Source organism: Pseudomonas sp. EA_35y_Pfl2_R111, assembly GCF_963970955.1.
Classification (GTDB): domain Bacteria; phylum Pseudomonadota; class Gammaproteobacteria; order Pseudomonadales; family Pseudomonadaceae; genus Aquipseudomonas.
Map to the genome: position 1 here is coordinate 137,034 of NZ_CAXAOM010000001.1, position 24,092 is coordinate 161,125.

General features: G+C 63.1%; 15 protein-coding genes. 6 read left to right on the forward strand and 9 right to left on the reverse strand.

Annotated features, from left to right (window positions below):
• Positions 1–53: 53 nt before the first annotated feature.
• The 6 genes from AACY25_RS00855 (at position 54) to AACY25_RS00880 (ending at position 7,250) form a co-directional block, all read left to right on the forward strand.
• Positions 54–1,274: an MFS transporter gene (locus tag AACY25_RS00855; protein ID WP_339521955.1), complete on the forward strand. Its 1,221-nt coding sequence runs from the start codon at positions 54–56 to the stop codon at positions 1,272–1,274.
• A gap of 62 nt (positions 1,275–1,336) precedes the next feature.
• Entirely contained in the window at positions 1,337–3,325 is a 1,989-nt protein-coding gene (locus AACY25_RS00860) for a TonB-dependent receptor domain-containing protein (RefSeq protein WP_339413723.1), read from the forward strand.
• Between the two features lie 71 nt (positions 3,326–3,396).
• Positions 3,397–4,434, forward strand: a complete 1,038-nt coding sequence (locus tag AACY25_RS00865; protein ID WP_339413722.1) for a FecCD family ABC transporter permease — start codon at positions 3,397–3,399, stop codon at positions 4,432–4,434.
• A gap of 2 nt (positions 4,435–4,436) precedes the next feature.
• Positions 4,437–5,480 (forward strand): FecCD family ABC transporter permease, encoded by a 1,044-nt coding sequence (locus AACY25_RS00870; RefSeq protein ID WP_339521956.1) that lies wholly within the window; start codon positions 4,437–4,439, stop codon positions 5,478–5,480.
• On the forward strand, positions 5,480–6,304 hold the full coding sequence (locus AACY25_RS00875; protein ID WP_339521957.1) for an ABC transporter ATP-binding protein: 825 nt from the start codon (positions 5,480–5,482) through the stop codon (positions 6,302–6,304). Before AACY25_RS00870 ends, AACY25_RS00875 begins: the two co-directional genes overlap by 1 nt.
• A gap of 4 nt (positions 6,305–6,308) precedes the next feature.
• Positions 6,309–7,250: an iron-siderophore ABC transporter substrate-binding protein gene (locus AACY25_RS00880; RefSeq protein WP_339521958.1), complete on the forward strand. Its 942-nt coding sequence runs from the start codon at positions 6,309–6,311 to the stop codon at positions 7,248–7,250.
• A 134-nt stretch (positions 7,251–7,384) separates the two neighbouring features.
• Here the strand turns inward: AACY25_RS00880 and AACY25_RS00885 are convergent, their stop codons facing one another.
• The 9 genes from AACY25_RS00885 to AACY25_RS00925 form a co-directional block, all read right to left on the reverse strand.
• Positions 7,385–8,869, reverse strand: coding sequence for an amino acid adenylation domain-containing protein (locus AACY25_RS00885; RefSeq protein ID WP_339521959.1), 1,485 nt, complete (start codon positions 8,867–8,869; stop codon positions 7,385–7,387).
• Complete coding sequence (locus AACY25_RS00890; RefSeq protein ID WP_339521960.1) at positions 8,866–13,428, reverse strand: amino acid adenylation domain-containing protein; 4,563 nt, start codon at positions 13,426–13,428, stop codon at positions 8,866–8,868. Before AACY25_RS00890 ends, AACY25_RS00885 begins: the two co-directional genes overlap by 4 nt.
• A 10-nt stretch (positions 13,429–13,438) precedes the next feature.
• Positions 13,439–14,197 carry a 2,3-dihydro-2,3-dihydroxybenzoate dehydrogenase gene (gene dhbA, locus AACY25_RS00895; RefSeq protein WP_445261885.1) on the reverse strand — a complete coding sequence of 253 codons (759 nt, stop codon included), beginning with the start codon at positions 14,195–14,197 and terminating at the stop codon, positions 13,439–13,441.
• A 180-nt stretch (positions 14,198–14,377) separates the two neighbouring features.
• Positions 14,378–17,479: an amino acid adenylation domain-containing protein gene (locus AACY25_RS00900; protein WP_339521961.1), complete on the reverse strand. Its 3,102-nt coding sequence runs from the start codon at positions 17,477–17,479 to the stop codon at positions 14,378–14,380.
• Positions 17,476–18,348, reverse strand: a complete 873-nt coding sequence (locus AACY25_RS00905; RefSeq protein WP_339521962.1) for an isochorismatase family protein — start codon at positions 18,346–18,348, stop codon at positions 17,476–17,478. The genes AACY25_RS00900 and AACY25_RS00905 overlap by 4 nt, the downstream gene beginning before the upstream one ends.
• Positions 18,349–18,361: 13 nt before the next feature.
• Positions 18,362–19,987, reverse strand: a complete 1,626-nt coding sequence (locus AACY25_RS00910; RefSeq protein ID WP_339521963.1) for a (2,3-dihydroxybenzoyl)adenylate synthase — start codon at positions 19,985–19,987, stop codon at positions 18,362–18,364.
• Positions 19,984–21,156: an isochorismate synthase gene (locus AACY25_RS00915; RefSeq protein WP_339521964.1), complete on the reverse strand. Its 1,173-nt coding sequence runs from the start codon at positions 21,154–21,156 to the stop codon at positions 19,984–19,986. Before AACY25_RS00915 ends, AACY25_RS00910 begins: the two co-directional genes overlap by 4 nt.
• Before the next feature lie 272 nt (positions 21,157–21,428).
• Positions 21,429–23,363, reverse strand: a complete 1,935-nt coding sequence (locus AACY25_RS00920; RefSeq protein WP_339521965.1) for a DEAD/DEAH box helicase — start codon at positions 23,361–23,363, stop codon at positions 21,429–21,431.
• Positions 23,364–23,478: 115 nt separating this feature from the next.
• Positions 23,479–24,081 carry a glutathione S-transferase family protein gene (locus AACY25_RS00925; RefSeq protein ID WP_339521966.1) on the reverse strand — a complete coding sequence of 201 codons (603 nt, stop codon included), beginning with the start codon at positions 24,079–24,081 and terminating at the stop codon, positions 23,479–23,481.
• Between the last annotated feature and the right edge of the window lie 11 nt (positions 24,082–24,092).

A 24,092-nucleotide genomic window follows, 5' to 3' on the forward strand; every position in this document is an offset into this window, starting at 1 on the left:
ACTGTTTCATTACTTAAGATGCAGCCCGCGCCAAATCTAGAGCAGTTAGACCCATGGATGACGTAGGACACCCGAAAGCAGCTGTGCATCTGGCGATGCTGATCAACCTGCTTTCCATCGGCAGCCTGATGATGGTGATGCCTCTCGGTCCGGACCTGGTTCGTCACCTCGGCATGCAAGCCAGTCATGTCGGCTATATCAGCGGCGGTGCCACGCTCGCATCGGCCCTGAGCATGGCCCTGGCCGCCCCCTGGCTGGATCGCCTAAAACGCAAACAGGCGTTGGTGGTCCTTCTGACCCTGCGCTTCGCCTTGCTGATGGCCTGCGCCCTAACCAGCAACGCCGAGCAACTGATTCTGTTGTTTGTGCTCTCCGGCCTGGTTGCCGGGCCCATGGGCGCGCTGCTGATGGCGAGCATGCTCGACCTTATTCCGCCAGCCGAGCGCGGGCGAAAACTTGCCTATATCGGCATGGGCTTTTCCCTCGCGGCCATTGTGGTGGTGCCCCTGGCTCTAGAACTGGCGCTGCGCTGGGCGTGGCAAGCGCCCTTTATCATCTTCGGCGGCCTGGGCCTGGCGTTGGCGTTGCTGTGTCACCTGCTGTTGCACATCCCGGTCAGCAACGCGCGCCCCAGCGGCTCGGTTTTTCCGCTACTGAAATCACCGCTGTGCCTGGGTGCCCTGGCGATCACCGCGCTGCAGGTATTCGGTCATTTTCTGCTGGTGCCGCATTTCTCCAACTACTTCCAGTTCAATCTGAGTTTTCCGCGTGAGCAGATCGGCCTGCTGTTTCTCTATGGCGGCCTGGCCAGCCTGGCGGCCATGCGCCTGGGCGGTATCTGGATTGACCGTGGTCACGCGCTGACGGTGATTCTGCTCAGCAGCTTCGGCTTAGCCCTGACCACGCTGCTGGGTTTCGCCACGCCCATTGGCCTGTCGATTTATCTGGTCTTCGTCGTGTTTATGGCTGCCAGCGCCGTGCGCACCAACAGCAGCATGACCATCGCTGCGGCGATCCCCCCGCCGCATCAGCGCGCCGCGTTTATGGCGTTTCAGGGCACCGTCAGCAATGTCGCCGCCGGGCTCGGCAGCCTGTTCTCGGCGTTCTACCTGAGCACCGGAGTGGACAACCAGCTGCAAGGTTTCGAGCAACTTAGCGGCGTCTATGTCGTCGTCGGCTTATTCACGGGGGCGGGCATGTGGCTGCTCCAACGTGGCATCAAGCGACGCGAGGCTGTCGACCACCAAGCACACATAACAACACAGGCGGGCTGAACCCGCCGAGCACCAGTGATCAGCTGCAAACGAGCCAACATTTACTAAAAATGGAACCTGTCATGTCTCTTGTCAGAAACATCAATCGTCGTCACGCCATCTCTGTCGGCGTGCTCGGCGGTCTGTTGCCGTTCGCGGCACTCGCCGACAACACCGTCAAGCTGGAAGACAGCGTCGTTACCGCCTCGCAAACCGCGCACAGCCAACTCAGCGCCCCAGCCAGCGTGTCCGTCGTGACCCGCGCCGAGCTCGACAAAATGCCGGTCTATGACCTGGCCGATGCGGTGAAGCGTTTGCCCGGCGTACATATCAACACCTCCTCGGCCTATGGCCGCAAGGAGATCAAACTGCGCGGCATGGATTCGGACTACACCCTGCTGCTGGTCAACGGTCGGCGCATAAACTCGCGTGACGCCCTGACCTCCAACTACGCCAACGACTTTGATTTGTCGTCGATCCCGATGGCCGCCGTCGAGCGCATCGAAGTGATCCGTGGCCCGATGTCCTCGCTGTATGGCGCCGACGCCCTGGGCGGCGTGGTCAACGTGATCCTGCGTCAGCCCACCAACACAACCGCAGCCGGTGTGGCGGCAAGTTATGAGAACCCTACCAAGGGTGAAGAAGGTGACAACCTGAAGACCAGTGGCTACCTCAGCGGTGCACTGATCGAAAACACCTTGCTCGGCAACCTGATACTCGAGTCCACCGACCAGGAGGCCTGGCAGAGCAGCCAGCTCAATCTCAAAGGCACCGATGCAGCCGAAAAACGCCGCGGCACTAACGCGCTGGGCTCGCTGAGCTGGCTGCTTGATGAGCAACAAAGCATCGACCTTGACGTCAGCCATCGCGAGGACACCCGCAAGGCGCGCTGGGACAACGCGACCGCCCCTGCCGCATCACGTCTGATCACCAACATCCAAGAAATGCAGCGCACCACCTTTGGCCTGAGCCATAACGGCAATTGGGACAGCTTCAACTCCCGCGTGCGCTACTACTACGAAGACGTCGAGCTGACTGACGACTCGCAGATCATGACGACACTACGTGGACGCGTGGGCGAAGTGGAACAAAAGAACCACACCCTCGACGGCCAGATCTCGACCACCCTCGGCAGCCATCTGCTTACGGCAGGCGGTGAGTACCGCCGAACTACCCTGGAACACAACCAGAACCTTGGCACAGAGACCGAAGTCGATCAGCAGGCGGTCTATCTGCAGGATGAGTTCTCTCTGGGTGCACTCGATATCACCCTTGCCGGACGCTGGGATGACCATGAAACCTTCGGCGGCAAATTCAGCCCACGCATCTACGGCGTCTATAACCTGACCGACAACTGGGTGATCAAGGGCGGGGCCGGCAAGGCGTTCAAGGCACCGGACATTCCTCAATCCGACGAAACCTACAGCGTGTTGGCCTGCCGCGGCATGTGCCAGATCGTCGGCAATCCAGACCTGAAACCCGAAACGTCCGTCAGCTATGAGCTGGGCACCCAGTATCAGAACGAGCGTCTGCAAGCCGGGATCATGTTCTTCAACAATGACGTCGAAGACATGATCGTCAGCGACAGCTGGAACCCACCAGCAGGTTACAGGCCGCCAGTGATGACTTACACCAACGTCAGCAAGGCACGTATCCAGGGCTACGAACTGCAAGGCCGTTACGCCTTCAACGACGCTCTCGCCGCGCGCGCCAACTACACCTACTCCGACGCCGAGAATCGCGATACTGACGAGCCGCTGAATTACACCCCACAGCACATCGCCAATATCGGCCTCGACTGGCAAGCCACGGCTCAGCTTGGCTTCAACCTGGACTACCAATACACCGGCAGTCAAATGCTGGTAGTCGTGCGCCCGGGCGTTAATGGCAGCTTCGAATCAGGGGCGTATTCCACTCTAAGCCTGGGCAGCAACTTCCAAGCGACCAAAGAGCTCACGCTCAAGGCCGGCCTGAACAACATGACCAACACCAAGCGTGATGAAGTTGCACAGTCAGCCGACCATATCCTGATGGGCCGCACCTTTTACCTTGGCTTTAGCTACGACATCTAACACCCACTGCAACAACCCGTACCCCGGCGACGCTTGTCGCCGGGGCTACCCGAATTCTCTGTGACGGCCCCATGAACAAACGCCCCCACGGCTTCGATACCCGCCAGCGCATTGCAGTGATCGCCGGCAGCGTCCTGCTGCTCGCTCTGCTGGCGCTGTCGCTGGCCACGGGCGCGGGCCAGTACGGCGCGGCGGATGTGCTCGGCTATCTACTGGGCGACCCTACCCGCTTACTCGATGACAAGCTGGCCATGGTGGTGGACAGCCTGCGCCTGCCGCGCACCCTTGCCGCGCTGCTGGTCGGTGCCAGTCTCGCGCTAGCCGCCACCCTACTGCAGAGCGCCACACGTAACCCGCTCGCCGAACCCGGCCTGCTCGGCGTTAACGCCGGCGCGGTGTTCGGGTTGGTGATCGGGCTGATCTACTTTGGCGTCGAGTCGACCCAGGGCTATTTGCTCTGGGCCGGTGCCGGGGCGCTGCTGGGTAACCTGCTGGTGCTTGGCATTGGCGTAATGCTCGGCCAGGCCAGCCCGCTCAAGCTGATCCTCGCCGGCATGGCGCTGGCGGCGGTGTTCGGCGGCATCGCCAACTTTCTGCTGCTCTCGACCCGCGTCGCATTAGAGCAGTTTCGCTATTGGAATCTGGGCTCGCTGTCGGCTTCCGAGCTGTCAGCCGTGATCACAGTCAGCCCCATGGCCCTGCTCGGCCTGGTACTCGCGATTCTGCTGTGCCGGCAACTGACGCTGATGCAGATGGGCGACAGCCAGGCCCGCGCCCTGGGCATTTCCACCACCTGGGTGCGCATCGGCGTGCTGCTCGCCGCCACCCTGCTAACCGCCTGCGCCATCGCCCTGGCAGGTCCAATTGGCTTCGTCGGCTTCCTCGCGGCCTACTGCGCGCGGCTGCTGGAACCGGTGGCGCTGCTGCGCCAGCTGCTGTTCTCCAGCCTGTTCGGCATGCTCTTTCTACTCGCCGCCGACATCCTCGCGCGCTGGCTGGTGCAACCCTTTGAGCTGCCAGTCGGCACCCTGCTGGCTGCGCTCGGCGCGCCGGCCTTGATCGCCATCGTGTTACGCGGCGGCTTCCGTTCCTTGCTGGCGGTGAAATAGACATGTCATCGAAGCATCCTTCCGGACTCTGGCACCTGCGCCTGGGGCCAGTCAGCCTGCTGCTGCACCGGCGCACCTGGCTACTCAGCCTGCTGGTGCTGGCGGTGTTACTTGCGTTGGTAGTCGCGGCCATCAGCCTCGGTTCCGGGCGCATGGGCGTGACCGATGTGCTGGCCACCCTGGGCGGCCAGGGCAGCAAGCTCAATGACATCATGGTGTTCAAGATCCGCATGCCACGGGTCGCCGCCGTAGTGGTCGCCGGACTTGCCATGGGCATGGCCGGTTGCCTGATCCAGACCCTGGTGCGCAACCGTCTGGCCACTCCGGACATGATCGGCGTCAACGAAGGTGCCTCGCTGGCGGTGATCGGTTTCGCCCTGTATCTGACCGTCGGCAGCTGGCCCTGGTGGGCCTCGCCATTGGGGGCGGCACTGGCCGCCGTGGCGTTGTTCGTCTTGTGCCGCCGCCCCGGTGAGCAAGGCTATCTGTTTATCGTGATAGGCATCGCCCTGTCGGAACTGCTCGGCGCCATCGGTGACTTTATGATGGCCACGCAGCCGCTGGTACACCTGGGCAGCATCTACCTGTGGAGCATGGGCCATTTCGCCGGGGCCAGCTACGCAACGGTCGCCCCGATTGCGCTGATTCTGCTGGCGCTGTGCCCGCTACTGGCTTGGCTCAACCGCCCGCTGGCGCTGCTGCGCTTCGGTGAAGCCACGGCGCAGAACCTCGGCATCAAGGTCGCGGCGCTGCAACTGGCGGTACTCGGCGTGGCGATTCTGGTGGCCGCGCTGGGCACGGCCATCGGCGGTCCGGTGGTGTTTATCGCCATGGCCGCTCCGATCATCGCCTCCTGGCTGGCCCGCGATCACCTCGCGCCAATCTGGCTAGCCGCCCTATGCGGCGCGGTGTTGCTGGTAGGCAGCGACACCCTGTCGCGCCTGCTGGCGCAACCCGAGGAAATCCCCACCGGAATCATGACCCGCCTGCTCGGCGGTGTGCTGTTGCTGATTCTGTTGCTCAAAGACCGCAAGGGTTCCGATTGATGACGCCGTTAACCCCGCCTTTACCTGCGCAGTTGCGCGTACACAACCTGAGCTTTGCCTACCCGGGTAAAAGCGTGTTGCAGGACATCTCGTTCGAGCTACCGAAAGGCAAGCTGATCGGCATTGTCGGGCCCAACGGCAGCGGCAAATCCACCCTGCTCAAACTGCTGGCGCGACAACTGCCGCTGCAAGGCGGTGAGGTCGAACTCAACGGCACGCCACTGCACCGCTTCGCAATGAAGGCCCTCGCCCGCGAGCTGGCCTTTCTACCGCAGCGCCCGGTGATGGCCGAAGGCATTCGCGTCGAACAATTGGTGCAATACGGCCGTCATCCGCATCAGGGCTGGTTCAACCAGTGGAACGAAGAAGACGCCTTGCAAGTCGCCCGTGCTCGCGACGCCATGCAACTGCAGGACATCTGGCAACAGGTCGCCTCTTCACTGTCCGGCGGCCAGGCCCAGCGGGCCTGGCTGGGCATGATCCTGGCGCAGAACACCGAGCTGGTGCTGCTCGACGAGCCCACCAGCGCCCTGGATATCGGCCACCAGGCCGAGGTCATGGAGGCGGTGGTCAATATCGTCGCCGAGGGCCGCACCGTGCTAATCGTGATTCACGACCTGGGCGTGGCCGCGCGCTACTGCGATGTAATCATCGCCCTCGACAACGGCCGCGTCGCCGCCATGGGCCGGGCCCGTGAGGTGATCAATAAAAACCTGATCGACCAGCTCTACCACACCAATGTCGACATCCTCACCGCCCCCGATGACGGTGCGCCGGTGGTCGTCCCGCGTCGGCGCAAACCCATCCACTCTGCACAGGACTAACCCGATGACTACTGTATTGCGCTGGAGCCTACCCCTGCTGCTAGTCAGCCAACTGCTGACCACGGCCGCCGTGGCCGACACCCGTCAGATCGAAGATGCCTTCGGCAACCCGGTGACGGTGCCGAGCGCGCCACAACGGGTGATCACCCTCAGTGAGCTGGATCTGGATGCCGCCCTGGCCCTGGGCATCACCCCGGTGGGCACGATCAACGGCCGTGGTCAGGCTGCGCCACCACGCTACCTGGACAACCAGGCCGTGGCCGCAATCAAGGTGGTCGGCGATATCGACAACCCCAACCTGGAAACCCTGCTGGAGCTGGAGCCCGACCTGATCCTTACCGGCCCGGTAAAACCCGAGCAATTGGCGATCCTCAATGAAATCGCCCCCACGGTGATCACCTTCGGCTGGGCCAAGCCCTGGCAGGAAAGCCTGCAACGCACCGCCAACGCGCTCAACCAAAGCGCTGCCGCCGAGGCCTTGCTTGCGCGCTACAACGCTCGCGCAACTGAGGCCCGCGAACGCCTAAAAGCGCATCAGGGTGAGACCTTTAGCATCGTGCGCTGGAACCCCAAAGGCCCGTCCTACATGTTCAAGGATGCCTTTGCCAGCAGCGTGATCAGCGACGTCGGCCTGGTGCGCCCGAGCTATCAGCAAGACCCCGGCCACACCCACTCCATGGCCCTTAGCCTGGAATCGCTGCAACTGCTGGACGCCGACTGGCTGGTGATCGGCACCCTAAGCACCAGCGGTGAAGCCGTGGAAGCCCTGCACCAGGCCGAACAGACACCAGCGTTCAAACAGCTCTCGGCCATCCAGGGCAAACGCTTCGGCGCCGTCGACGGCTCGCTGTGGACCTCCCTCGGCGGCCCGCAAGCGGCCTTGCAGGTGATTGCCGATATCGAACAATTGCTCGGCAAAGCCGACGCTCAGCCGATCAAGCGCTGAGTGAGCGAACCAACCGTTAATGGCACAGATTTTTAGGATGGGTTGAGCGCAGCGATACCCATCGTGACCAAGCCAGTGATGGGTATCGCAAGCTCAACCCATCCTACGGCCCCTCCTAACACCTCACGCAGCCACTACATACCCTCTGGAGCCGGCAGGCTTTTGCGATCCAACTTGCCGCTGGCGGTTTTTGGCAAGCTATCCAGCACGATAATGCGCGCCGGGATCATGTAATGCGGCAGTCTTTGTTGCAGCGCACGGCGGATTTTCATACGACCTAAACCGCCACCCTCGCGCAGCTCCACATAGGCCACCAGGCAGGCCTCATCGCCGCTGCCGTACAATCGCACTGCCGCATCCTGCACACCTTCAATACAGCGCAAACTGACTTCAATCTCGCCCAGCTCGATGCGAAAACCTCGCAGCTTGATCTGCTCGTCGCGCCGGCCGAGATAACGGTAGGCGTCCTCGCCAACCCGCTGCACACGGTCACCGGTGCGGTACAACTGGCGCCCTTGCCAGGCAATAAAACTCTGTGCGCTCAGGTCGTCACGCGCCCAGTAGCCGCTGGCCAGCGATGGCCCCTCAATACACAGCTCGCCCTCGCCGCCAATGGCCAACGCAGCGCCCGCCTCATCCAGCACCCAATGGCGATAACCTTCCAGCGACTGACGCAGCAACACGCCCTGCTCGCCCAGAGGTAACTCGACCCGGGCCATCAGCGACCAGACGGTGGCCTCGGTGGGGCCGTAGCAATTCCACAGCTGGCCGACCAAGGGCGCCAGACGCTCGGCCAGGGTTGTATCCAGGGCTTCGCCGCCGCACAGCGCGACAAGCCCGGTGCGCCCCGGCCAGCCGGCCTTGAGCAGCATGCGCCAATACGCAGGGGTCGCCTGCAGGGTGTTGATCTCGGGGTGCGCGGCCAAGAGCGCGAGCAGCGCATCGGGGTCTTTGTGTGCGGGGCTGCCGACCACTTCCAGTGCACCGCCGGCCCACAGTGGGCCGAGCATTTCCAGCAGGGAAATATCGAACGCCGGGGTGGTGATAAACAGCCAGCGGGTAGCGCTGCTCAGCTGTAAACGGCGACTGGCGGCGCTGAGGAAGTTGGCCAAGGCGCGGCGACTGATCACCACACCTTTGGGCCGCCCGGTGGAGCCCGAGGTAAACATCATATAAGCCGGCAGTTGCTCATCCAGCGCCGGCCAATTCAGCTCACCAGACTCGCCCGCCCGCAGATGCAGGCTGGGCATGGCGAAGCTGCCCTGGCCTTCGGCATCCTGCAGCACCAGCGCCAGCTCGGCGTCGCTGGCGATCCCCTGCAAACGCTCAAGGGGGAACTCCGGGTCCAGCGGCACAAAACACAGGCCGTTATGCAGGCACGCCAGCGTGGCGGCCAACAGATCGGCCGAACGCTGCAAGTACAGGCCGACCCGCGCGCCGGATGGCACGCCTTGAGCGGTTAGCTGCGCGGCAATCGCCGCCGTACGCGCGGCCAGGCGGGCATAGCTGTATGCCTCGCCTGCCCAGCCCAACGCCAAGGCCGGCGCCTGCTCGCTGAACACCTGCCCCAGGTGTGCACCCAGCAGCGGTACGCCGAGGTTGTGCTGCATCACACTCATGCCGGCACCTCCACGGCCAGCCTGGCCAGCTCACTCAAGTGCTGACGCACACGCTGCAGCAGCTGCTCGCTAAGGTCGCCACGCAGACAGCCGATCTGGCGCAGGGTCAGACGACCATCGAAAATCCCGCCATGCAGACTGACCAGCTCCGCCGAGCGGTTGTTCGCCGCGCTCGGGCGGCCCGGCGCGACGGGCAGTGGCTGCCAGTCGCCCTGGCCACTGCGGGCGCTGCCCAGGTAGTTCAACGCCACCGGCGGCAACGGCAAGGGGCTGGGTTCCGTCAGGCTGGCACGCAGCGGCATATAGCCGACGCCGTTATCCGGCACCTGACGCAACTGCTCGCTGCAATGGCTAATCAGCTGCGCCCAATCCGCCTGATCATCCAGCACCAGCGGGTACATGCTGGTGAACCAGCCCAGAGTGCGGCTGACGTCCAGGCTCGGGTCAATCGCCTCGCGGCCGTGGCCCTCCAGCAGAATCCACTGGCGCTGGCCCAGGCCCATCTCGCTCAGCGTGCGGGTCAAGGCGGCCAGCAGCAGGCTGCGCATCTCGCCAGCAAACATCTGGGTAGCATGCTGACTCAACTGCTGGGTCAGTTCGGGTTCCAACTCGAGCAAATGCACCTGGGTTGGCTCGTTGCTGATCCAGTCCGGCGCTATTGGATAATCCATACCGGCCATGCGCTCGCGCCAGTAACGCAGCTGCTCACCGGCCTGCAGCACGTAGCGGGTCAAGCCCTGGCCCCACTGGCGATAACTGCTGGTCTTGGCTGGCAGCGCTTCACCACGGTGCAGGCGCGCCAGGTCATCGGCGAGGATGCGCCAGGACACCGCATCGACCACCAAATGGTGACAGGCGATAAACAGCGCGCGGCCCTGCGGCAGGTTGTCCACCACGCCCCAGCACAGCGTGCGCCCCAACATCGGCTCAAAATGGCTTTGCAGTTTGGTTAACGCCAACTGCAAACCGCTGTCGCCCAGCTCGCGGTAATCCAGCAGCGCAGGTGAGCCCAATGGCAGGTTCTCCAGGTAACGCTGGCCACGCTCCGTCACCGCCAGGCGCAAGGCATCGTGATGCTGCAACAGCTGTTGCAGATAACTGCGCAGCTGCGCCACATCAACGTCCTCGGGCAAACGCAGGAGCACGCCCTGGTTCCAGTGTTGCGGGGTGGCCAACGGTTGCTCATAGAACCAGCGCTGAATCGGCTGCAAGGCAAACTCACCGGTGAGCACGCCCTGCTCGGCCTGCAGCGCGATCTCTTCGCGCTTGCTGCCCAGCACCCGGCACAGGCGGCGCACGGTCTTGGCCTCGAATACCTCTTTGACCGAGCAGACATAGCCGGCGTCGCGCAGGCGCGTGGTCAGCTGAATACTCAGGATGGAATCGCCGCCCAACTGGAAGAAGTCGCTCTGCACACCCAGCGGCTGATTCAGCACGCGCTGCCAGATGGCCAGAATTTCCGCCTCAAGGGCGGTGGCCGGCGGCGTGTGTTCGCCGCCATCGGCCAGGTCGATTTTCGGCAGCTGGCGCAGGTCGAGCTTGCCGTTGGGCGTCAGCGGCATCTGCTCGAGCAGCACCAGCTGGCTCGGCACCATATATTCCGGCAGGCGCTGCGCCACGTCGTGCAGGATCGCGTCGAGCAGCGGCGCAGCCTCGCTGGGTTTGACTGCGGCGTAGGCCACCAGCGCCTGGCGCTGACCATCGCGTTGCACCAGCACCTTGACCTGTTGCAGCGCCGGGCAGCTAAGGCTCAGCTGGGTTTCGATCTCCCCCGGCTCGATGCGATAACCGCGCAGCTTGATCTGCTCATCGAGCCGCCCGAGGTATTCGTAGTCGCCATTGCCCAACTGCCGTGCGCGGTCGCCGCTGTGGTACAGGCGCAGGGTAACGCCGGCCACCCTGTGTTCGCGGAACACCGCAGCAGTGCGCTCCGGCTGGTTCAGATAACCACGGGCCAGGCCCAGGCCGGCCAGGCACAGCTCGCCCGGCACACCGACCGGGCAGAGGTTACCCAGCTCGTCGAGAATCAGCGCCTGCATGCCGTCGATGGGCGTGCCGATGGTCAGGCTGCTGCCGGGCAGCAGGTGCTTGCACAGCGCAGTCACCGTGGCCTCGGTCGGGCCATACATATTGATCAGGCGCACGCGCCCGGCCCAGCGCTCGACCAGCCCGGCCGGGCAGGCCTCGCCACCGAAGCCGATAGCCTGCAAGGCCGGTAACGCGCGCTCGGGCAGGGTTGCGAGCAAGGCTGTGGGGCAGATCATATGGCTGCTGGCGCTGCGTTCGAGCTGCTCCAACAGGCCCTCGTCCGGGTCGCCCCACACCAGGCTGGCGCCCTGGGTCAGCGGCAGCAGCGCGCACATATTGCCGGCATCGAACGACAACGACATGCAGTTGAACATGCGTGCCTCGCAGCCCAGTTGCAGGCGCTGGGCATGGTCCTGCAGCAGGTTGACCAGGCCACCCTGCTCGACCATCACACCCTTGGGCAAGCCGCTGGAGCCGGAGGTGTAGATCACCTGGGCGAGCTGCTGCGGGTCGTGGCCGAGGGCCGGCGTGGTCGGCGCCATGGCGTCCAGTTGCGTTTGCAGGCTGGCGTCTTGCAAATCAATCCAGCGCACTCCGGCGTCCAAGGCAAAGGGTGGCTCGCCCTGGGCGACGATCAGCTCGATGCCGGCGTCGCCGAGAATGTGCTGCAAGCGTTCGCGCGGGTACGCTGGGTCCAGCGGCACGTAGGCGGCGTTGATTTTCCAGATGGCCATCACCGCCACCGCAAAAGCATTGTCGCGGCGCGCCAGTACACCCAGCAGCGCACCCGGACCGCAGCCCTGGCTGAGCAGCCAATGCGCCAGGCGGTTGGCCCGCGCATCGAGTTCGGCATAGCTCATGGCCGCGTCGCCAAAACCGAGCGCCGGACGCTGCGGATGCAGCCGCGCCATGTCCTCGAACAAGCCTAGCGCCGTGCGCCGGTTGGGGTATTCGCGCGGCAGCACCGCCAGGCGTGCGGCAGTCTCCTGTAACTGCGCCTGCTCAAGCAGCGGCAGCGCCCAGATATCCATTTCTGGCTGTTCGACCACCGCCTGCAACAACAGCAGCAGGCGCTCGGCGTAACGCTCGAGCGTGGCGTGCTCGAACAGCGCCGTGGCGTACAGCCAGTCGACCCGCACCGAGTCCATCAACTCGGTGACCTTGACCGAGATATCGGTCTTGGCCGGCAGCACCGGCGAGGTTTCCTCGACCGCCTGACAGCCAGGAATCAGGTCGTTGAAATCGACCCGCGCCTGGTACACCAGCATGATCTGAAAGATCGGATTAATCGCCGTATGCCGGTCCATACCCAGCGCCTCGCTGAGCGCCTCGAAGCGGTACAGCTGGTGGTCGAAAGCTTCCAGGTCATCCTTGCGGCAGGCTTGCAAGTACTCGGTAAAACTCTGCCGCTCGGGCAGCTGAGTACGCAGCACCAGGGTGTTGACGAAGAACCCCACCAACGCCTCGATATCCGGGCGCTCGCGGTAGGCCAACGGCGTGCCGATAACGATGTCACGCTCGCCGCTGTGACGTGCCAGCAGCAGCGCAAACACGGCATGCAGGCCGATAAAGGGCGAGGTGTTGTGGCGTTGGCACAGCTGTTTGAAGCGCGCCCACAACTCATTGTCGATGGTCGAGAACACCAGCTCGCCGCCGCTGGCCTGGTGTGCCGGGCGCGGTTTGTCCAGCGGCAGGCTGTGCACATCGGCGATGCCGCGCAGGCGCTCGACCCAGAAGGGTTTGAACTGCTCGTGGTAGTCACGGAACAGCGGCGAATTAAACCAGCTGGCGTAGTCGATATAGTTCAACGCCGGCGCCGGCCAGTTCAATGGCTGACGATTCTGGAAGGCCAGAAACGCGGTCTTGATATCGGCAAACATGTTCTTCACCGACCAGCCGTCGGAGATGATGTGGTGCTGGGTGATCAGCAGCACATGCTCGCGCGCATCGAGGCGCAGCAACTGCACGCGGGTCAGCTCGCCCGTGGTGAGGTCGAACGGCCGGTTGATTTCCTCGCGTACGCGCTGCGCCACCCGCGCTTCGCGAGCCTGCAGCTCAAGCGCCGAATAATCCTCAACCTCCAGCTGGAGTGGCCGCTGCGGCAGAATCTGCTGCTCGCCGCGGCCCTGGGCATTGCGCACAAAACGCGTGCGCAGGCTGGCGTGGCGCTGCGCCAGCGCGTCAAAGGCGAACGCCAGCGCCGGCACATCCAACTCGCCGGTCAGGCGGAAGTACACCGGCATGTTGTACAGGTGCGAGCTTTCTTCGTACTGTTCGATAAACCACAAGCCGCTTTGCGATGACGACAGCGGGCCGCTCTCGGTGTGCTGCGCCTGGATCGGCGCGGCGAAGGCGCTGGCCGCCGCCAGACAGCTGACGATGGCGTCGCGGTTGTCACGAATCAGCTGGCCCAGCGCCGGGGTGATGGCGTCCTTGCTCGACTGCGAAACCAACTGGCCCTGGGCGTTCAGACTCAGCTGCACGCCCTGGCGGGCCAGCTGGTTCAGCAAGCCGATGATATTAGTGTCCATAACTATCCTCTCAGTCGGTCAGACTTGCGCCGCCGTCGACCACGATGTCTTGCAGGGTGATATGGCTGGCCAGGCTGGAGGCCAGAAACAGCACGACGCTGGCGACCTCGTCCGGGGTGGCGATTTTCTGCAGCGGGATGCCCAGCTTGAACTGCTCGGGAAAGCCGGCAATGGTGCGCGCCGGGGCGTCACTGCTGTGCCACATGCCGCGTTGCATCGGCGTGTCGGTGGAGCCCGGCGACACCAGATTGCAGCGCACGCCATGGGTCGCCAGTTCCAGCCCGGCGGTGCGGATCAGGCTGCTCAGCGCCGCCTTGGATGCGCTGTAGGCAGCCATCTGCATGCGCGGTACATGCGCCGCGTTGCTGCTTACCGCCACCACTGCGCCACGTCGCCAGGCCTTGAAGCGCGGCATCAGCTCGCGCAACAGGTAAAACGGCCCGGAGACATTCACCCGCAGACAGGCGTCCCAGTCCTCCAGCGCCAGCTCCTCAATCGGTGCCAGGCGCAACACACCGGCGACACTGGCCAGCACATCGATCACGCCATGGGCACCCAGCAGCTCGGCGCAGGCCTGCTGCACCGCCTGGGCATCACCGATATCCAGCACGAACGGTGTGAAGCCGTAATCCTGCTCGGGAAAATTCAGGTCGAAGCCAATCACCTGTCCGCCCAACTGGGCGAAGCCCTCCGCCACGCTGCGGCCGATGCCCTGGCCGGCTCCGGTGACCCAGATGGTCTGGCCGCTGAAATCCATTTGTCTATTCATTTGCATGCTCCTTAGAGCCTGTTCACTATCTCGCGAGCTAGAGCGATACAAGGCGCTACGTAGTAACCGCCTCCGGCGGGTCAAAACAGCAAGGAAGCGGAATTTACGAGTGGTAAATGAGCATTCCGAGCTTGTTTTTAACGCAATAGCGCCGACGCGCAGCAGATCGTGAATAGGTTCTTACCAAACCTGTTCCACCTGCGCTTCACCCTGCAGCACGCGGCTGTCGAGGAAGTGGCAGAAGTCCGCCAGCCGTGGGTTATCGAAGACATCGGAAACCTTCACCGCCGTGCCAAACTCGCTGGCCAAACGGTTGACGATCTGAATGGTCTGCAGCGACTGCCCACCCAGCTCGAAAAAGTTGTCGCCAGCCTGAATCGCACTGACGCCGAGAATCTGCTGCCAGATGCTGCGCACCCGTTGCTGGGTCTCGTCGTCCAGCGCCTGCTCGCTTGAGCCTTGCAGGTACTGCGCTTGCAGGCGCTTGCGGTCGAGCTTGTTGGTGGCGGTACGTGGTAACGCCGGGTAGTGCCGGTAGTCGGTCGGCACCATGGCGGCCGGCAGCAGCTTGGCCAGTTCCTGGCGAATGCCGCGCAGGTCATCACGCGGGCCGGCGACAAACGCCACCAGTCGGCGCAAGCCGCCGCCCAGTTCCAGGCCCTGCACGCAGGCCTCATCGACGCCATTCAGGGCCAACAGACGCGACTCGACCTCGCCGGGTTGAATGCGGTAGCCGCTGATCTTGAACTCGTTATCCAGGCGGCCGAGGTAGACCAGCCGACCTTCCTCTATCCGCACCCGGTCACCAGTGCGGTAGACCTGTGTCTGCTGCGCGCCTATCAGCAGGCTGGCAAAGGCTTGCGAATCGCTGCCAAGGTAGCCGTTGGCCAACTGCGCACCGCACAGCACCAGCTCGCCCTCCTCGGCCGGACGTTCGCCACGACCCAGCACCAGCGTCGTTACGCCAGCCAGCGGCTGACCAATCGGCAGGCTGTCGCCATCCGCTGTCAGCTGCTGCAGGTCGCAGGTACTCGCCACTACCGTGGTTTCAGTGGGGCCATAGGTGTTGATCAGGCGAACCGCTGGCGAGGCCATGCGCTGCCAGGCCGTCAGTTGTTCGGGATAGACCGCCTCGCCGCCGATGATCACGCTCTTCAGCCCGCTCGGCACCCGCACCAGGCCTGCGCGCAAGGCCACCACCCATTCATTCCAGAACGCGGTCGGCAGGTCGAGCACAGTGATTGCAAGCTGCTCCAGACCTTCGACAAAGGCGCTGATCGACTCCAGCAGTGCATCGGTACGCAGCACCAGGGTCGCGCCGGCGCTGAGGCTGACAAACACCTCCTCGATACTGGCGTCGAAGTTGAACGGGGCAAATTGCAGCATGCGATCCGTGCCACCCACGCCATAGCGCAAGCGCGCCGCCTGGATAAAGTGATCCAGCGCGCGATGGCTTATTTCCACACCCTTGGGCGTACCGGTGGAGCCGGAGGTGAACATCAAATAGGCCGCCGCCTCACCCTGGCGCGGCGCGCAGAGGCGCTTGGCGCTGTGCAGCACGCCAGCCAGTTCAATCGGGCCGCTGTAACTGTCGGCCAGGCGATGACGGAACACCGCCTCGGTAACCACCAAGGCCAGCTGCGCGGTGGTGCAGATTAGGCGCTGACGTTCGCCAGGCTGCTCCGGATCGAGCGGCACATACACTGCCCCCGCCAGCAACACGCCAAGTTGCACAACAATCGCCTCGGGGCTGCGGCTGAGCATCACCCCAACCCGCTCGCCCGGCTGTACGCCACGCTCGCTCAAGGCAGCGGCGATGGTTTCGGCCTGCGCCTGCAATTCGCCGTAAGTGAGTTGACGCTCACCCTGAACAAGTGCCAAGTGCTGCGGCCGGCGTTCGGCCTGAGCGCGAATGGCCTGCAGCACGCTGCCGACTTCGGCCATGGCTGCCTGCTCGGCGGTCGGCGCGCTGAGCAAATGTTGCGCGCGGTACTGTGCACTCCAGGCGCTCAGCAACTGATCACGCGGCTGTTGCGGGGCCTGCAACCAGGCGGCCAGCAGGCTGAACAATTCCTCCTGCAGCGCGCGTACCTGCGCCTCGCTGTAGCACGCCGGGTTGGCGTCGTAATCCAGCAGCGGCACACCGTTAGCACCCAGGTGCACTTCCAGGGTCAGGTCTTCCACCGGGCCGGCGCTCAAGCTCAAGGTGCGCGCCGGGCAGTCGCCAAACATCTGCGGGCGATCGAACGGCATGATATTGATCAGCGGGCCGAACAGACGCTGCTCGCCGCCGACCCGGCCGAGATCGCGGCGCAGCGATTCGTAGCGGTAATGCTGATGCTTACGGCTGCTGCGACGCAGCTTGCCGATGCTCTGGGCGGCCTCAATCAAGTTCGCCTGATCGCTTAGGTCGAGGCACAGCGGCGCGATGTTCATTTGCATGCACGGCACGTTGAACGAGGCCGAACCCATGCGATTCATCACCATCAGACCGAGCACTTGAGCGGCGCTGCCACTGACCTGACGCAGCTGCGCCGATAACGCGGCCAGCAGCAGGTCCGGCCAGCCGATTTTATGGGCCTCGGCCAGTTGATTTAGCGCCTGCCATAAGCCCGACGGCAACGCTGCCGAATGGCGGAGAAAGCTCGCCGAAATTGGCGCAACGCGCTCGCTAAAACTGACCGCCTCGGGCAGCGCGCCGAGTTGTTCGCGCCAGTAATCTTGCGCCGTGGCCGTACGGCCCTGACTTTCGCGCTCGGCATCTTCAGCCAGCACGGCGGTGTAATCGCCAAACTCACAAGGCGCAGCCGGTTCACCGCGCAGCGCCGCGCCGTACAGATCAGCGACGCGCTGATACAGCAGGTTGCTGCCATAGCCATCGAGGGCGATGTGGTGAATGCAGCCGTAAAGAAAATCCACCTGCTCGCCCTGCAACAGGGTGAAGCGGCACGGCCGCTCGCGCTCCAGGTCGAACGCCTGGCGAATATCCGTCATACCCCATTGATGCACCCAAGCCTGGGCGTCCACCCCAGTTGGAATGTGCAACTGCGCCACGCTTAGCGGCAACTCGACAGGGTTGAACAACACCTGTTCGCCATCCACCACAAAGTGCCCGGACAGCGCCTCGCACTCGCTCACTGCTTGGCGTAGCGCCGCAATCAGCGGCTCTGCCTGGATCTTGCCGGCGAAGGCGATGCATTCGGCGGTGTTGAACATGGCGCGGTCTTCATTCAGCACATAACCGTGCCACAGGCCCTGCTGGGCGACACCTAGCGCCCTCATGCGGCACCGCCATGTTGTTCGATCAGGCTCCACCAACCATTCAGGGTCGGCGTTTTGGCCAGGTCGGTAAAGCTCAGCTCCAGACCTTGCGCGCGCCACTCGCTGAGCAGCGCCATCACCTGGATCGAGTCCAGGCCGTAATCCATCAGGTTCTCGTCGGGGTCGAAGGGCTCGTCCAGCTCATCCAGCAAGCTCAGCAACCGCGCCTGCAAGGCGGCGCGGGTCCAGGCCGGTGCGGTGGCGCGGCCCAGGCCGAGTACGTCGGCACAGCCAATCACCTGGCCGCAGCGGGTAGCTACATAGTTAAGCGCCATCTGGTGGTCGGCCTGATTGAAGTCGGCCACGCCATCGGCCAGCAGGAACGGCTGGATGTCGCGCATAAAGGCGTCGCAGGCGGTCATCAGGCAGCCGATATGGGCGTAGATCCCGCCAATGATCAGTTGATCGCGACCAAGCTCAGTCATCATGTGCTCCAGCGGCGAGCGCTGAAAGGCGCTGTAGCGCCACTTCACCAACACCGTGTCGTCGGGCTCCGGGGCCAGCCCAGCGATGATCGCCTGACGCTCGGGATGCTGGGTAATGCCCGGCCCCCACATGTCGTTGAGCAGGGCCCGCTCGGCGTCGCTTTGCACGCCGGGCTGGGCGGTGTAGACCACTGGAATGCCCAGCGCCTTGCACTGCGCGCGTACCGCTGCGAGGCGCTCAACTAGGGCACTGACAAAGGCGCTGTCGGCCTCCCAGAAGCCAGCGAAATATGCCTGCATATCGTGAATCAACAGCACCGCACGGGCTGGATCAAGGGTCCACTTGACCTTGTTCGGCGTCCATTCGCTGGGGGTTTGGTAGGGCTGCAGAGCCGGAATAGCCATGAAAATAAAATCCTTATGCAATAGAGGTCAGGTGCGCGGCGATACGCTGGCGCAAACGGGTCTTGTCGACCTTGCCGACGGCGGTCATGGGCAGCTGGTCGAGTTGCTCGAAACGGTCGGGCAGCTTGTAATCAGCCACGCCCAGGCCGCGCAGAAATTTGCGCAGAGCGATGCTCTTGAGCGCCGGGTCACGGCTGACCACGAAGGCGCAACTCTTCTCGCCCAGGGCCATATCAGGCATGGCCACCAGTGCCGCGTGGGTGATCGCCGGATGGGCCATCAATAGGTTCTCGACCTCTTCGGCGGCTATCTTCTCGCCGCCGCGGTTGATCTGATCCTTGATCCGCCCAACCACCTCCAGGTAGCCATCGGCACGCAGCCGAACCAGATCGCCGGAGCGATAAAACCCCTCGGCATCGAAAGCCTGAGCGTTGTGCGCCGGACTCTGGAAGTAACCGCGAATGGTGTAAGGGCCACGGGTCAGCAGCGCACCGACCTCGCCAACCGCCACCGGGTTGTCGTCGCGGTCGAGTACGCGCACTTCATCCGCCGGGCTCATCGGGCAACCCTGAGTACCAAAGACATGCGCGTCGTCATCGTCGAAGCGGGTGTAATTGACCAAGCCTTCAGCCATGCCAAACACTTGCTGCAATCGGCAGCCAAGCTCACTGCCAATACGCCGCGCTTGAGCTTCTGGTAAACGCGCGCCACCGACCTGCAACAACTGCAGGCTGGCCAGTTCGGCCCGCTGTTCGGCAGCGGCCTGCAGCCACAGCGACAGGGCCGGCGGCACCAGAGCGGCAACACTTACCCGATGGCGGGCGATCAATGGGAAACAGGTAGCAGCTCCCGGATCGGCCGCCAGCACCACACAACCGCCGGCATAGAAAACACCCAGCGCGCCGGGCGAGCTCAGGGCAAAGTTGTGCGCCGCCGGCAGCGCGCAGAGGTAGCGGGTGTCGCGGTCGAACGCGCAGATCTCCACGCTACGGCGCACGCTGTAGGCGTAGTCGTCATGGGTGCGCGGAATCAGTTTCGGCGTGCCGGTACTGCCACCGGACAGCTGGAAGAACGCTACCTGGTCCGCGGGTGTTGGCGCATAAGCGTGCAGCGCGGCAGCCGGCTCCAGCCAGGCGCTTAGCGACCGCGCAGAGTCGGCATCGCCATCAAGCAGCATCGTGCCGAGCTCAGGAATAGCGGCCTGTAATTCATCGAGAAAACTGTCATCGGCAAACAGCGAATGCTGGCGACTGCCAATAAACAACCGGGGCCGTACCTGCCCGGCGTAGGCGAGCAGCTCCAGGCGGCTATGGCTGAACAATGCGTTGACCGGAGCAATGCCAACCTTGAGTAGCGCAAAGAAGACCACGTAAAACTCAGCCTGATTGGGCAACTGCACCAGCGCTCGATCACCGTGGGCGAACCCCTGATTGGCTAGGCGTTGAGCCAGGTGAGCGGCTTGCGCGTTGAGTTCGGCGTAGCTGATTTGCCGCTCGCCACAGATCAGCGCAATCGCCTCGGGCTGCGCCTGTACCTGCTTCTCCAGCAATTGCGTCAGCGGCTCACCGCGCCAGTAGCCAGCCTGGCGATAGCGCGCGGCAAATTCCGCCGGCCAGGGTGTGAAAGGCACCAGACTCATAGCGCCTCCCGCTCTAGACCGAAGGCCGAGAGCATGGTGCCCAACTTGTTGCCGGTCTCCAGCCACTCGGATTCCGGACAAGACGCGGTCACCAGCCCTGCGCCAGCAAACAGGCGAACCCGCGTGTGCTCGACGATGCCGCAACGAATCACCACCGCCCACTCGCCATTGCCATCGGCATCACTCCAACCGACGATGCCGCCAAACACGCCACGGTCAAACGGTTCCAGTTCGGCGATCAGCTGCTTGGCCGCAGCGGTAGGAAAACCACACAGCGCTGGCGTCGGGTGTAATCGGCACGCCAGGCTCAGCGCGGACGCCGGCACAGCCAACTCACCGGCGATTTGCGTCGACAGATGCCAGAGCCGTGCGGTCTTCAGTAGCGAAGGCCAATCGGCGACATTCAAACTGCGGCACAGCGGGCGCAGCTGACGGTCCAGTTCCTCGATCACCAGACGGTGCTCGTGCAGGTCCTTGGTCGATTGCAGCAACGCCTGCGCCACCCGCGCATCGGCAGCCGGGTCAGCCAGGCGTTTGGCTGAGCCGGCCAGCGGATTGGAGGTGAACTGGCAGCCCTGCTGACGCAGCAACAGTTCAGGACTTGCGCCAATCAGCACGCCGCCATCCGGTAAGTCCATGGAGAAATGGTAAGCCTCGGGGTTCTGCTGACGCAGCCCCTGAAACACTGTGGCAGCGCAGGGTGCGTGATCGAATTCCAGTTGCAACAACCGCGACAGCACCACCTTGCTCACCTGCCCCCCGCGCAACACCTCGACCGCGCGACTGACCGCCTGCTTGAATCCGTGCTGATCCGGCTGCTCGGTGCACTGCCTGGCCTTGCCACAGGGCAAACCGCAGACTTTCGTTGGTGGCGCGCCCGGCAATAGGCGCGAAACATGGCGCGGGACAAACAGGCTAGACGGTTGCCGTTTGTCGAAGGGAATCACCCCAACCACCATCGGCTGACTTAAGCCGGCCACCCTGGCTTCGGCAAAGGCGGCTTCGACCGCCCGCTCAACCCCATGACCATCATCGCCCGCCGGCGTTTCGATAGCCTGGAAACAACCGCTGGCCTCAACCCCACCTTCGGGAGAATAGAACCGATAAGTGGGCGCATGGATACCGCTCCAAGGGGAGCCCCCACGAGCGATACGCGTCAATGCATTCACTCCAACCTCCATATTTAACGCTAATACGAATAATTAGCATTCATATAAGGAGGGCAAAACTAACCACTCGCAGAAGTTGCGTCAATTTATTTCTAAGGCTCTAGCCCGAGGGTTACTGAGACGAAATGGCGCGACTTGTCGCCATCCGCGGCGAACCTGCTGCTCGCGCGCGGCTTTGGTCGACAAGTGCGGCGATCCCATTCGGATGAACGGAGTAGCGGTTTTAACTAATCTGCCAACGGCATCGCAGAGCTGACACCGCAAGGGAACTTTTACCGCCCCCGCTCCGCCAGGATGCGCGTTGCGCCCTGGGTTTTCTGGCAGTACCAGAACACCCGACTGACCCCACGGGTGACCGCTACATAGGCCAGGCGCAGACTTTCATCCTGCATGGCCTGGTCGTAGCTGTTGCTGAAGAAGCCCGAGTAGGCGTACAGCGCATTGCGCAGCGGGTGCGGTTCGGACGGTTGGCAGTCGTCGAGGATGATCGCCACTTCGGCCTGCAAACCCTTGGCGCGGTGAATGGTGTAGGCCTTGACCGGCAGCTTCTTGTCCAGCTGCGCGGTGATGGCCTGCAGCGGTTCGTTGCGCCGGCTGAGCAGCAATACCGCGTTGCGCTCACGGCTGTTGCGCCCGGCGGCATAGGCGCACTGTTCGCTGATCTGCTTAAGCAGTTCCGGTAGACGCACCCTGCTGTCGAAACGCTGGATCAGGCGCACGCCATGATCACCCGGCTGGGTGGCTTTGATCGCCTGACTAGCCTTCGCCTGTTTGTGCTGCACGGCGCCCAGCAGCGTTTCAGCATCACGGATGATCGCTTCAACTGAGCGATAGTTATTGGCCAGGGCCAGCACGGCGCTGTGCTTGGCTTTACCTTTGCCTGGAAAGTGCCGGTCGAAGTCGAGAAACAGCTCCGGCGAGCTTCCGCGCCAACCGTAGATCGACTGCCAGTCATCGCCAATGGCCATGAGGCTGACGGTGCCGCCCTGCCCGGCTTGAGCACGTTGCACGGCCTGCAGCCACAGAACGATTTGCGGCGAGATGTCCTGAAATTCATCGATCAGCAGATGGCTAAATGGCGCCAGCAGCTCCGGTGCAACGTTCTGCTCGCTGGCATTTAGCCGCGCCGTTAGCTGGGCAAAGGCAGCGTTAAAGGTCATCACACTCTGTTCCTGCTGGCACTGCTCGAAATACGGCCAGAACAGCAGCAGGGCCTCGCTAAACTCGCGTACAGCTGCCGACCCAGCCAGGGCCCGCGGCTGCAGGGTCGCGACAGTGATGCCAATACTTTCAGCAAAACCGGCCTGGACGTAGAACGCCTCATACAGCGGAGCAGCACTGAATTCGCCTGGCAGCTTGTAGGCATCCAACGGCGCCTTCGGTAGACGCTTACTCTCGGCCAAAGGCAAGGGCAGCTGCAACAGAGCGTGCACCCGCTGGCGAAATACCGGCTGCTCGGCATAGCACTGCTGATAGGCCTGTTTAAGCAGACGCTGCTGGACAGGTCGCAGGCGTCCGGCGCTCAGCGGGTTATCCAGCTCGCGGTCAGCCGCCTGCTTATCATCCAGTTGCTCAAACCAGCGTGGGTTATCCAGCAAGCTTTTGGCCATAGCTCCCATGGCCGAATGAAAAGTGCGTACACATTGCCGCGCCTGAGCGGCATCGAATGGGTAGTTGAAGAAGCCCAGCACCTTGAGCAGCTGTTCGCGCAGCTCGGCGCAAGAGGCATTGGTAAAGGAAATCACCGTCAGCTGCTCAGGCTTGATACCCAGGTGACAGAGCATGAATGCCACTCGCAGAACCAGCGTGGTGGACTTGCCCGAACCGGCACCAGCGAAAATGCGTGTCAGCGGGTGATTGCTGAGAATCATCGCCCACTGCTCATCCGAAGGTGCGCTGAGCAAACCTGCCGTCACCGCCCGCGTTACCTGCTCGCGCATGGCCTGACCTTGCGCTGCATCGAGCGGCAGCATGGCCGGCCCATAAATGCCCTGAGTGCTGGGTTTACTGGTAGCGCGGCGTAGTTTGCCCTGCGTCTGCACACTGCCACGCTTGGACTTGGCGGCCGCTTTTTTGGCCAGTGGTGCAGGCTTTTTCAGCGCTGCAGATGCGTCACGCTCGGCACGCAGATAGGCAGTGGTATGGGGGAAATAACGCGCCAGAGCAGCGGATAAGAGCCGCTTGTAGCGCTGAACAGCAGATGGCATTCGCGACCCAGCCTGGAGATAGATCGTTGAATGATAAGTGCTTTTTACCGCGAGCCGGCGACTGAGCGGTGAGAAAATGCAGAGCCTCTCACCGCTCATCTAGCCCGCTGAGCTGTCAGTCGAGCATACCGACATAACGCGGATGGCTGGCGGCCCGATCCAGCCAGGTGCGGATGGCCGGGTACGGGGTCAGGTCGAAGCCGCCTTCGTCCGCCACATGGGTGTAGGCATACAAGGCGATATCGGCAATCGAGAACTCTTCACCCACCAAGTAAGACGTGCGCTGTAGCTGTTTCTCCATCACCTTGAGCGCCTTGTAACCGCGCGCATGGCACTCCTCGTACTCGCTGCGCCGAGCCTCTGGCAGCCCCTGATACAGCTGAATAAAGCGCGCCACCGCCACATACGGTTCATGGCTGTACTGCTCGAAGAACTGCCACTGCAGCACCTGGGTGCGCAAACGCGGCTCGGTTGGCAGAAACTCCGTGCCATCAGCGAGGAAGTTGAGGATGGCATTGGACTCCCACAAACAGGTGCCGTCTTCCAGCTCCAGTACCGGGATCTTGCCATTGGGGTTCTTAGCCAAAAACGCTTCGCTCTGGGTCTCGCCCTTAAGGATATCGACCGCTATCCATTCGTAGGGCTGATCCAGCAGGTGCAGCATCAGCTTGATCTTGTAGCAGTTGCCCGAACGGTAATCGCCATAGACCTTGTACATATCACCCTCCT